General features: G+C 74.4%; 13 protein-coding genes. 9 read left to right on the top strand and 4 right to left on the bottom strand.

Features of this window, described 5'->3' with window-relative positions; all coding sequences use genetic code 11:
* Window positions 1–81 precede the first annotated feature (81 nt).
* Window positions 82–273: a hypothetical protein gene (locus CP973_RS22285; protein WP_150244241.1), complete on the bottom strand. Its 192-nt coding sequence runs from the start codon at window positions 271–273 to the stop codon at window positions 82–84.
* Between the two features lie 192 nt (window positions 274–465).
* On the opposite strand from CP973_RS22285, the gene CP973_RS22280 reads away from it, so the two are divergent.
* Window positions 466–783 carry a hypothetical protein gene (locus CP973_RS22280; RefSeq protein WP_150244240.1) on the top strand — a complete coding sequence of 106 codons (318 nt, stop codon included), beginning with the start codon at window positions 466–468 and terminating at the stop codon, window positions 781–783.
* A gap of 29 nt (window positions 784–812) precedes the next feature.
* Here CP973_RS22280 and CP973_RS22275 read toward each other — a convergent pair whose 3' ends face one another.
* Window positions 813–1,013, bottom strand: a complete 201-nt coding sequence (locus CP973_RS22275; RefSeq protein ID WP_150244239.1) for a hypothetical protein — start codon at window positions 1,011–1,013, stop codon at window positions 813–815.
* A gap of 529 nt (window positions 1,014–1,542) precedes the next feature.
* Between CP973_RS22275 and CP973_RS41635 the strand changes: the two genes are divergently transcribed.
* From CP973_RS41635 to CP973_RS22260, 3 genes are all read left to right on the top strand, one after another.
* On the top strand, window positions 1,543–1,719 hold the full coding sequence (locus CP973_RS41635) for a hypothetical protein (RefSeq protein ID WP_208853281.1): 177 nt from the start codon (window positions 1,543–1,545) through the stop codon (window positions 1,717–1,719).
* Between the two features lie 129 nt (window positions 1,720–1,848).
* On the top strand, window positions 1,849–2,835 hold the full coding sequence (locus CP973_RS22265; RefSeq protein ID WP_150244238.1) for an SGNH/GDSL hydrolase family protein: 987 nt from the start codon (window positions 1,849–1,851) through the stop codon (window positions 2,833–2,835).
* Window positions 2,836–2,900: 65 nt separating this feature from the next.
* Complete coding sequence (locus CP973_RS22260; RefSeq protein WP_150244237.1) at window positions 2,901–3,314, top strand: YchJ family protein; 414 nt, start codon at window positions 2,901–2,903, stop codon at window positions 3,312–3,314.
* 94 nt (window positions 3,315–3,408) lie between these two features.
* Here CP973_RS22260 and CP973_RS22255 read toward each other — a convergent pair whose 3' ends face one another.
* Window positions 3,409–3,783 (bottom strand): RNA-binding S4 domain-containing protein, encoded by a 375-nt coding sequence (locus tag CP973_RS22255; protein ID WP_150244236.1) that lies wholly within the window; start codon window positions 3,781–3,783, stop codon window positions 3,409–3,411.
* Window positions 3,784–3,837: 54 nt separating this feature from the next.
* On the bottom strand, window positions 3,838–4,935 hold the full coding sequence (gene ku, locus CP973_RS22250; protein WP_150244235.1) for a non-homologous end joining protein Ku: 1,098 nt from the start codon (window positions 4,933–4,935) through the stop codon (window positions 3,838–3,840).
* Between the two features lie 42 nt (window positions 4,936–4,977).
* Between ku and ligD the strand changes: the two genes are divergently transcribed.
* The 5 genes from ligD (at window position 4,978) to CP973_RS22225 (ending at window position 10,809) form a co-directional block, all read left to right on the top strand.
* Window positions 4,978–5,865: a non-homologous end-joining DNA ligase gene (gene ligD, locus CP973_RS22245; RefSeq protein ID WP_150244233.1), complete on the top strand. Its 888-nt coding sequence runs from the start codon at window positions 4,978–4,980 to the stop codon at window positions 5,863–5,865.
* Between the two features lie 296 nt (window positions 5,866–6,161).
* On the top strand, window positions 6,162–6,827 hold the full coding sequence (snpA, locus tag CP973_RS22240; RefSeq protein WP_150244231.1) for a snapalysin: 666 nt from the start codon (window positions 6,162–6,164) through the stop codon (window positions 6,825–6,827).
* Between the two features lie 285 nt (window positions 6,828–7,112).
* Window positions 7,113–7,538: a YjdF family protein gene (locus CP973_RS22235; RefSeq protein ID WP_150244229.1), complete on the top strand. Its 426-nt coding sequence runs from the start codon at window positions 7,113–7,115 to the stop codon at window positions 7,536–7,538.
* A 409-nt stretch (window positions 7,539–7,947) separates the two neighbouring features.
* Window positions 7,948–9,150: a lycopene cyclase family protein gene (locus CP973_RS22230; protein ID WP_150244227.1), complete on the top strand. Its 1,203-nt coding sequence runs from the start codon at window positions 7,948–7,950 to the stop codon at window positions 9,148–9,150.
* 57 nt (window positions 9,151–9,207) lie between these two features.
* On the top strand, window positions 9,208–10,809 hold the full coding sequence (locus tag CP973_RS22225; RefSeq protein WP_150244225.1) for an FAD-dependent oxidoreductase: 1,602 nt from the start codon (window positions 9,208–9,210) through the stop codon (window positions 10,807–10,809).
* Window positions 10,810–10,872: the final 63 nt, after the last annotated feature.

The following is a 10,872-nucleotide window of genomic DNA, read 5'->3' as shown; positions in this document are numbered from 1 at the left end:
GGCCCGGCGGTTCCCGTGCCGGCCCCGGCTGGTTTCGTGCGGGCCCGGCTTTTTCCCGACGACGCCGCTCGCCGCGAGCGCTCAGCCGCTCCGGCCGGGCGGCGTCTCCTGGTCCTCCCGGGGATCGAGCCCCAGGGCGTCGATCAGCATCGCCAAATCCTCCGCGCTCTCCGCGCGCCCGGCGAGCACCAGCCGCGCCCGCCGTCGCTCCCGGTCATGCGTACGCCGTGCCGCGTCCGGCACCGGCCCCGTGGTGTGAGTCTCCTCGCTCATGCCGGCCATGATCGGTGATCCGGGCCCCGCGGCGCGCACCGGACGGGTCACTTTGGCCAAGTCTCTTCTGCGGCCCATCTCCGTCGCCCACCTTTCCTTCCGCGGTCCCGGCCCGCATTCCCCCGGCCACTGTGAGACACGACTCGGCGGGACGGCTGGCCCCGACCCGCGCCCGGTTGTTAGGGAGGGAACATGAGTACGCAGCACGACAGCCGGACCGGAACCGCCGCCGACCCCACCACCACCGACGTGCCGCCCACCCTCACCGTGACGGCGGTGAGCACGATCGAGCCGACCTCCCCGGACGACCGGGGCTCCGACTCCTGGATGGTCATCGAGACCGCCGAGCGGGGCCAGTTCCTCCTGAACCTGCCGGGCCCGCTCCACCAGGCGGTCAAGCAGGCCACCTACCTCCCGTCGCACCTCGCGGGCGACGGCCGGCTGCCGCTGAGCGAGGCGGACAGCGCCGCCTACCGCAAGCGCATCGCGGCCCTGGCGCACCGCGACTGAGCCGCCGGGGCCGCCCACCGCCGTGCGGGCTACGGCAGGTACCGCTCGATGGCCGCCGCCCCCTTTTCCTCGATGAGCCTGCGGGCCTCCTCGACCCGTTCCGGCGTCGGTTCGAGTCCCCTGGCCATGACCAGGTCCTCCGGGTCGAACGGGCGCTCGCCGCCCGTGTAGAACTCCCGCTGCCGCGCGGCGGGGGTCGCGTCGGAATCCGGAGTGCTGTCCTTGCCCATGGCGCCTCCCGAAAGATCGCTCGGGTCCGGAGGGACCACCGGGCCGGCAGTGCCTCCGCTGCTTCCATCATGGGGCCGGTCCCGCGCCACCGCACGGCGGCGCCCTTCCCACCAGCGCCTCAATCCCGATCCGGGCCCCGGCGTCCTGCGTGCCACAGAGACGCGCCCGGCTCCCTCAAGACGCCGGAGACACCGCCCGGGAACCGCGAACTCCAGACCAACTCCTCCGGCCGCGGCTTCCCGGAGCACCGCTACGACAACCGCACGCCCGAAGCGCTGTGCGCCATCGCGCTGAAGCATCCGCCGGCCGCCGCGCCGGGCGCGGCCGGCGGCATGATCTCCACCCTCGGGGACCTCAACACCTTCCAACGTGCGCTGCTGCGCGGCGAGTTGCTGCCCGTGCGCAGACGAGGGAGCTGCTCGACGTGGTGCCGACGGGCGACGGGTTCGCCTTCGGGCTCGGCGTGGAGGCCACCACCCTGTCCTGCGGTGTGCCGGTGGTGGGCAAGACCGGCCGCACAACGGGCCGGTGTCGGCCACGGTCGCCGCGCGGGACGGCGGCCACCGGCTCACCTTCAACATGAACGGCGACCGGTCGGCGGACGGGGCCCTCTACTTCAACGCGATCGAAGCGGAGTTCTGCGGCAGGACCCCGGCGCCGGACGGCCGACGGCACGGAAACCTGCCGCCCGCGCCTGCCGAGTAGCGGGGCGGTCGTCCTCCGGTGGTCTTCTCACCCGGGTCCCGGTGTGCTTCCCTGGTCTGCCCGTGCCGGTGTGTAGTGCACCTGACATGAGCCACCGGCCGTCCGCGCGACGCGACCAGGGGCGGTCCGATGATCCAGCGCTGGGTGGTACCCCTGCTGGCCGTGCTGGTCCTGGCCCTGGTCGGGGCCTTCGGCTGGGGCGTCGTCCTCGCCTCCGACCCCACGGACGCACCGTCCGGTCCCGAGAACGCCCCGCCCCCGGCGTCGACCGCACCGGCACCCGGCGACGGTACGTCCGTACCGCCGCCGGACCCCACCGCCACCGCTGCCGACCCCGGCCGCAAACCGACGGGCCCGGCCGTCCCCGTGCTGTACCTCGGCGATTCCCTGGCCATGGAGAACCAGGACGTCCTGGCCGAACGGCTCGCCGCGACCGGACGCGCGAAGCTGCACGCCGCCCCGCACTCCGGCACGACGCTGTGCGACTACCTCACGGCCCGGCGCGGGAAGTCGCTCGTCCCGGCCCGGGACAAGGCGGCGACGCTGGTGCGGACCGTGCGGCCGCGCGTCGTGATCCTCCAGTTCTGGGGAAACGCCTGGGGCTACACGCCGTGCATGGCCGGTGCCACCTACGGTTCGGCGGGCTACTACGAGCGGTACGCGGCCGATGCGCGGGCGCTGACCGGGGAGATCGCCGCGGCGGCACGGGACGCCGGCCTCACCCGGCCGAAGATCGTCTGGGTCTCCCAGGCACCCGACGCCTTCCACCCGGACCGCGTGCGCCGGATCAACGCCCTGTACGCCGCGCGGGCCGCCGCGGACGGTGACCTCTACGCGGACGCGGGCCGCACGCTCGGCCCCGCCGGCGACCGCTACCGCTGGACCCGCCAACTGCCCTGCGACGCCTACGAACGCGCCCACCCCGCGTACTGCACCCACCCGGCCCCCGGCGGCGGCACCACCGACCTGCACCGCACCGACGACGCCCTGCACTTCTGCCTGGCACCGACCACCACCACGCCCCGCCCGTGCCCCGTACGCTCGCCGGGCATCGACCGCTTCGCCCGCGCCGTGACGGCCACGGTCGACGGCTGGCTGCGCGGCGCCACCGGCTGATCGCCCGGTTCGCAGCCCCGGCCCCCGCCGCCCGGCCGCGCACCCGAAGCGGTCACAATCGAGAGGTGTCCAAGAACCACGCACGCCGGCGACCGGCGATCGACCCCGCCTCCCCCTGCCCCTGCGGCCTGGCAGCGACCTACGGGGAGTGCTGTGCCCGCTTCCACCGGGGCGAGGCCGCCGCGCCCACGGCCGAGCGGCTGATGCGTTCGCGCTACAGCGCCTTCGCGGCCGGTGACGCCCCGTACCTGCTGCGCACCTGGCACCCCGCGACGCGCCCGGCGGGCGTGGATTTCGAGCCCGGGCAGCGGTGGACGCGCCTGGAGATCGTCGGTACGACGGGCGGGAGCGCGTTCCACAGCGAGGGCACCGTGGAGTTCCGCGCGCACTACACGCTGCGCGGCGAGCCCGGCGTGCAGGAGGAGAACAGCCGCTTCGTACGGGACGAGGGGGCGTGGGTGTACTTGAGCGAGCTGTGAGCGGCGGGGCGGCCGTACGGGTGGCGGCCCGCACGGGCGGCGGGCGTTCCCGTACGGCCGCCGGCCCGCCCGTACGGGAACGCCCGCCGGGCTCTCAGCGGCCCCGCAACTGCTCCATCTCGCGGCGGTCGCGCTTGGTGGGCCGGCCGGTTCCCCGGTCGCGCTGTCCGACCGCGGCGATCACCTCGCGGGGCGGCGGCGGGGGACTGTTGTCGACGAAGCACTCGGCGGCGACCGCGGCGCCGACCCGCTTGCTGACGAGGCGCGAGACCACGACGATGCGCTCGCGCCCGGCGTGCCGCAGCCGTACCTCGTCGCCCGGCCGCACCCCGTGGGCGGCCTTCACCCGCTCGCCATTGACCCGTACATGCCCGCCGCGACAGGCCGTCGCGGCCATCGAACGCGTCTTGGTCAGCCGGACGGACCAGATCCAGCTGTCGACGCGTACGGTCGTCTCGTCTGAAGCCATGCACCGACTCTAAGCCTGCCGGGCCCCGCTCCGGGCCCGTCCGCACCGCGCCGCTCAGGCCGACGCCCGCCTGCCGGTCTTCTTGGCGGCGCTCTTCTTGGCGGTGGACTTGGCCGCCGAGGACTTCGCCGCGGTCTTCTTCCCGCCCGAGCCCCCGCCCGCCGCCGTCTTCTTCCCGCCGGAGGCGGCCGTCTTGCCGGAGGCGGACTTCTTGGCGGCCGACCCGGACGTCTTGCGGGCCGCCGCCTTCTTGGCGCCGCCGCCGGACGCCGTCTTCGCCGCGGCCTTCTTCGCCGTCTTGCGGCTCCCGATCGGCGTGACCGAGGCCTGGTCCGCCTCGTCCGCGTCCTCCCCGGCGGCCCCGCCGCCCTCCCCGCGCGACTCCCGCGCCGCCCGCACGCTGTTCTCCAGCGCGGCCATGAGATCGATGACCTTGCCGCCGCGCGGGGCGGCCCTGGGCGCGGCCGGCTCGCCGCCCTCCAGCTTCGCGGTGACCAGTTCCTCGACGGCCTCCCGGTAGTCGTCGTGCAGCTCCGACTCGTCCAGGTCGCCGAGCGAGTCCATCAGGGTCTCGGCGAGGGTCAGCTCGTTCTCCCGGATCTCCACCTTCTCGCTGGGCGCGACGGCGTTCGCCGAGCGGATCTGGTCCGGCCACAGCAGCGTGTGCATGGCGATCGCCCCGTCGTGCGCCCGCAGCATGGCGAGCGTCTCCCGCCCGTGCATGGCCACCTTGCCGATCGCGACCTTCTCCTGGTGCTCCAGGGCGTCCCGCAGCAGGGCGTACGGCTTGGTGGCGGCGACGCCGTTGGGCCCCAGGAAGTAGGACTTGTCCAGCTGGAGCGGGTCGATCTCGTCCGCGCCGACGAAGGCCAGGATGGTCAGCGTCTTGGTCGTCGGCAGCGGCAGCTTGGCCAGGTCCTCGTCGGTGATCGGCACGATCGTGTCGTCCGCGGCCTGGTAGCCCTTGCCGACCTCCTCGGTGGGGACCTCCTCCCCGTCCAGCTCGCAGACCTTGCGGTAGTGGATCCGGCCGCCGTCCTTGGCGTGGATGCGGACGAACGAGACCGAGGCGGTGCGCTCGGTCGCGCTGTAGGTCTTCACGGGGATGCTGACCAGCCCGAAGGAGATCGACCCGTTCCACACCGATCGCATGTCTCATCCCCTTGCATGGGTTCTGTATGGGATTGTCATGGTATGTCGCCAATCACCGTCGTGGAGGGGCGGCGGCTGCCGCTCACCAACCTGGACAAGGTCCTGTATCCGCGGACCGGCACCACCAAGGGCGAGCTGCTGCACTACTACGCCACCACCGCCGGCGCGCTGCTCGCCCACATCCACGACCGGCCCGTCTCCTTCCTGCGGTATCCCGACGGACCCGACGGCGAGACGTTCTTCACCAAGAACGTGCCGCCCGGGACGCCCGCATGGGTGAAGACCTGCGACGTACCGGGCAGCACGGCCAAGAACCGCCGGCAGGTGCTGGTGCGCGACGTGCCGACCCTGATGTGGGCCGCGAACCTCGTCGTGGAGCTGCACACCCCGCAGTGGACCGCCGACGCGCCGCGCGTCGCCGACCGCCTGGTCCTCGACCTCGACCCCGGCGAGCCAGCCACCATCGTGGAGTGCTGCGGGGTGGCCCGGTGGCTGCGCGAGCGCCTGCTGGCCGACGGCCTGAACGTGTACGCCAAGACCAGCGGCTCCAAGGGCCTGCACCTTCTGGTGCCGATCGAGCCGACGCCCTCGGAGGACGTCACCGCGTACGCGAAGAGCGTCGCCGTCGAGGCCGAGCGGGCCCTGCCCGGCCACGTCGTGCACCGGATGACCAAGGCGCTGCGGCCGGGGAAGGTCTTCATCGACTTCTCGCAGAACTCGGCGTCGAAGACCACCGCCGCGCCCTACACGGTGCGCGCCCGCGCGCTGCCCACCGTCTCCGCGCCCGTGACCTGGGACGAGATCGAAGGCTGTACGGACCCGGAGCAGCTCACGTTCCTGTTCGACGAGGTCGCCGCGCGCCGCGAACGCGACGGCGATCTGCTGGCGCCGCTGCTCAACCTCAACCGCGCCCGGCCGCTGCCGCGCTGACGGGCGCCGGTTCCCCTGCGCATCGGCGGCCACATCAGTGCTGAGCGTAGGCCGCCTACGTCATTCGACGGGGGCGATGATGACGCGGGCACGTGCCACATTCCCGTGCCGCGGAGGTGAACGACGCCTTCCGCACCCACAACACTGCGCCGTCACACGGCCGTTGAGACCTGCCGAACGGTCGGGCGGGAGGGGGCGATGTCACGGCACTATCGCCAATAGCTGTCATCCATGGGGACCTTGATTCCTTCACAATCCCGGTACCAAATCCCTCCCACGGATGAAGAGGTTCCCCCATGAGACCCATGCGTACGGTTGTCACCACCGTGCTCGGCCTCGGTCTGGCCGCCTCCCTCGGTACCGTCCCCGCCACCGCCGCCTCCGCTCCCGCCGCCCCCTCCGGCACGAGCGTCTCCACCCCGGCCTCCATAGCCAAGTACGCCGGCTCCGCCGAGGAGGCCAAGGCCAACAAGGCGTTCTTCCAGGCCGTCATGAAGTCGGCCGCCGCCAAGCGCGCCGCCAACCCCGGCGTCCTGGCGGTCACCGTCACGTACAACGCCTCCAGCGCGCCCACCTTCCGCAGCCAGATAGCGCGCAGCACGCAGATCTGGAACAGCTCCGTGCGCAACGTGAAGCTCCAGGAAGGCTCCAACGCCGACTTCCGGTACTACGAGGGCAACGACTCCCGCGGCTCCTACGCGAGCACCGACGGCCACGGGCGGGGCTACATCTTCCTCGACTACCGGCAGAACCAGCAGTACAACTCCACCCGTGTGACGGCCCACGAGACGGGCCACGTCCTCGGCCTGCCCGACCACTACTCGGGCCCCTGCAGCGAGCTGATGTCGGGTGGCGGCCCCGGCCCCTCCTGCCAGAACGCCAACCCGAACGCGCAGGAGCGCGCCCGGGTGGACGCCCTGTGGCGCAACGGCATCGCGGCCCAGCCGGCCCCGGCCTCCTGAGCGCCCGCCCCCGGATCGCCTGACCCCCTGATCCCCTGACGGCCGCCGCGCGGCGGGCAGTACCTGCCGCGCGGCGGCCGTACGGCTGCGGCCACCCGAAAACCGGTTGCCCGGTGAGGCGGGCCCCCGGACAATCGGTGGCCGGATCAAGCACAGGACGAACGAAAACACGGCCCGGTCGGTAGTCCGGGCGCCCGTCGCCCCTCGTGGGGGAGGCGGGTCAGTAACCTCCCTCCCAGGGTGTCCGGTTCGTCCTCTCACGCACCACCATGGGAGGACAACGCCATGCCGAGCACGTTCACCGTGTTCTTCGAGGACCCCTACTGGGTCGGCGTTCTGGAGATCGCCGGGCCGGACGGCGTACGGGCCGCCCGTCATGTCTTCGGCGCCGAACCGACCGGCCCCGAGCTGCTGGCCTTCGCGCTCCGCGGGGCGGACGCCCTGATCGCGCGGGCGCTCGCCGCGCCCGCCGTGCAGGCGACGGCAGCCGCGCGCCCGTACCGCCCGAACCCGAAGCGGCTGGCCCGCGCCGCCGCCCGGGAGCAGGCGGCCCGGCCGGTGAGTACCGCCGCGCAGGAAGCGCTCGCCCGGAGCTTCGCGCAGGCGAAGACCGAGAACCGGGCCGCGGCCAAGCGGCGGCGGGCGGCGGAGGACGAGCGGCGCAGGTCGCGGGCGCGCGCGAAGGCGAAGGCCCGGCACCGGGGGCGCTGAGGTACGCGGACCGCGGGCGCCGGAGCGCGCGCGTCGGGGCCGGTCGGTGTTGCGCGATATGCGTCACATCCGTCCGGTTTGGCGGAATGGCGTTCGGTGGTTTATCGTTCAATTGATCACGGGCTCGACGGACCCGCGCCGTCCAGGTGACCGGCGTCCCGCCCGTGCCCCGACTGCCCCGGCCAGCTCCCCCCGTCTGGCCGGGGCTTTCTCCGTTCCACGGCCGGCGCCCGCCCCCGCACCTGCCGGACTTCCGATCGGGCGGCTTCGCCCGGTGACCGGCGTGGTAGTGGCCGTGGCGGCGTTTCCCCCGGTAGAAACCGTCCGGGCGGGCACCCGGACACCCGGTGTGCCCGTCGGCGCGGCGCGGGCACCGACACGGTGTCCGGCGGGACGGGAGGGAGTCGGCGTGTACGACACGGAGGTGGCCGTCGTGGGCGGCGGCGCCGCGGGCCTGTCCCTCGCCCACCGGCTCTGCGCCCCGCCGCCCGGGGCCCGCCGCCCCCGGGTGACCGTCGTGGACGCACCGCCCGGCCCCCTGCGTCCCCCCGAGCGCACCTGGTGCTACTGGGAAGCGCCCGGCGGCGAGTACGACGGCGTCCTGGCGGCCTCCTGGGACCGGCTGCGCGTGCACGGCGCCGACGGTGCCCCGGTGACGGGGCGCCCCGGACCGCTCCGGTACAAGATGATGCGCTCCGGCGCGTTCGAACGGCTGATGGGCGCGCGGCTGGCCGCCGCTCCGGCCGCACACCGGCTGACGGCCGTGGTCGAGGACGTGCGCGCGCTGCCGGGCGGCGCCGAGGTCCGCGGTACGACACCGGAAGGCGGCCCGCTGCGGCTGCGCGCCCGCTGGGTCTTCGACTCCCGGCCGCTGCCCGCCCTGCCGCCCGCCCGCACCACCCTCCTCCAGCACTTCCACGGCTGGTTCATCCGCACCGAACGGCCCGAGTTCGACCCGGCGACCGCCGACCTGATGGACTTCCGCACCCCGCAGCCGGACCACGGCCTGTCGTTCGGTTACGTCCTCCCGCTCAGCCCGTACGAAGCGCTGGCCGAGTACACCGAGTTCTCCGCCGCCCCGCTCGACGAGGCCGCCTACCACCGCGCCCTGCGCCACTACCTGGCAGACGTCCGCGCGCTGGGCCCGTACCGCGTCACCGCCTCCGAGCAGGGCGTCATCCCGATGACCGACGCGCGCTTCCCGCGCGCCGCCGGGCCCCGCGTCTTCCGCATCGGCGCCGCCGGAGGCGCCACCCGGCCGTCCACCGGCTACACCTTCGCCGCCGTCCAGCGCCAGACCCGGGCCATCGCCGCCGCCTTCCACCAAGGCCGCACCCCGGTCCCGCCGCCCCCGCACTCCGCCCGGTCGCGGCTGATGGACGCCGTCCTGCTGCGGGCCCTGGACAGCGGCCGCGTCGACGGCGCCGACTTCTTCACCGGGCTGTTCCGCGGTGTGCCGATGGAACGGCTGCTGCGCTTCCTGGACGGCGGCACCCGCCTGCGCGAGGACCTGTCCATCGGCCTGCACACTCCCGTACTGCCCATGCTGCGCACCGTGGCGGAACTGCCCCGGCTGCGCCGCCGCCCGTCCGTGCGCCCGGCCCGTGCGTAACACGCCCGTACGCCCACTCGTACCTCACGCCCGACCCCGACAGGAAGAGACCGCCCGATGACGACCCCGCCGTCTGACGCCGCACCGACCGCCGCCGGGCGCTCCCGCCGCCCCGCCCGCCCCGCCGTACCGCGCCGGGGCCGGGACCGGCGGGCCCGCGTCGTCCCGCCCCCGCCGGGCCGGGCCCGGATCGGCGGCGAGGCGCCGCACACGGCGGTGATCGGGGGCGGCATCGCCGGGCTCGCCGCGGCCACCGCGCTCGCCGAACGGGGCGTACGGGTCACGCTGTACGAGCGGGAGGCGGGCCTCGGCGGCCGGCTCTCCGGCCGCCAGGTCCAGCTCGCCGACGGCTTCCGGGCCACCATGACGCGGGGGTTCCACGCCTTCTTCCGCCAGTACTACAACCTGCGGGGCCTGTTGCGCCGGGCCGACCCGGCGCTGGGCATGCTCACCGGGCTGCCCGACTACCCGCTGCGCCACAGCAGCGGCCTGCGCGACAGCTTCGCGCGGGTGCCCCGCACCCCGCCGTGGAGCGCGCTCGGCTTCGCCCTGCTCAGCCCGACCTTCACCCCGCGCGAGATGGCCCGGATGAACCCGCGGGCCGCGCTGCCCCTGCTCGACGTGCGGACACCCGGCGTCTACGAGCGCCTGGACGGCGTCAGCGCGCGCGACTTCCTGGACCGCATCCGCTTCCCCGAAGCAGCACACCACCTGGCGTTCGAGGTGTTCTCCCGCAGCTTCTTCGCCGACCCCGGGGAACTGTCCGCCGCCGAGATGGCGTCGATGTTCCACATCTACTTCCTCGGCTCCAGCGAAGGGCTGCTGTTCGACGTGCCCGATGAACCGTTCCCGCAGGCGCTGTGGGAGCCGCTGGGCCGCTACCTGACCGGTCACGGCGTCGCGGTGCACACCGGCTGCGCGGTGGAGACGGTCGAGCCCCGCCCGGACGGCGGCGTGACCGTACTGGGCTCCCACGGCGCGGCGCGCCACGACGCCGTGGTGCTCGCCCTCGACACCGCCGGACTGCGCGGCCTGGTCGCCGCCTCGCCCCGGCTGGGCGACCGGGACTGGCGCGAGCGGGTGCGGCGGCTGCGGACCGCGCCGCCGTTCCTCGTCTCGCGGCTCTGGCTCGACCGGCCGGTGGCCCGGGACCGGCCGGGCTTCCTCGGCACCAGCGGCTTCGGGGCGCTGGACAACGTCAGCGTGCTGGAGCGCTGGGAGGGGGAGGCGGCCCGGTGGGCGTCCCGCACCGGCGGCTCGGTGGTCGAACTGCACGCGTACGCGCTGCGCACGGACACCGACCGGCGGGCCCAGCAGGACCGGCTGCTGGACCAGCTGGCGCACGTCTACCCCGAGACCCGCGAGGCGAAGGTGGTCGACGCGCAGCATGAATGGCGCGCCGACTGCCCGCTGTTCCCGGTGGGCGGCTACCAGGACCGCCCCACCGTCCGCACGCCCGACCCGGCGGTGGTGGTGGCCGGCGACCTCGTGCGCACGGAACTTCCGGTGGCCCTCATGGAACGCGCGGCCACCACCGGCTTCCTCGCCGCGAACGCGCTGCTGGAGCGGTGGGGCGTACGCGGCCAGATGTTGTGGACGGTGCCGGACCGGGGGCGGTCGGCGGTGCTGCGGGGGGTGGCACGGGTGATGGGGGACTGACCGACCGGCGGACGCCCGGCCGGACGGGCGCGGGCCCCGCCGCGCCGCGACGGGGCCCCGGTC

It is taken from the genome of Streptomyces albofaciens JCM 4342 (assembly GCF_008634025.1).
GTDB lineage: Bacteria > Actinomycetota > Actinomycetes > Streptomycetales > Streptomycetaceae > Streptomyces > Streptomyces albofaciens.
This window is presented reverse-complemented; position numbering and strand designations above follow the sequence as displayed.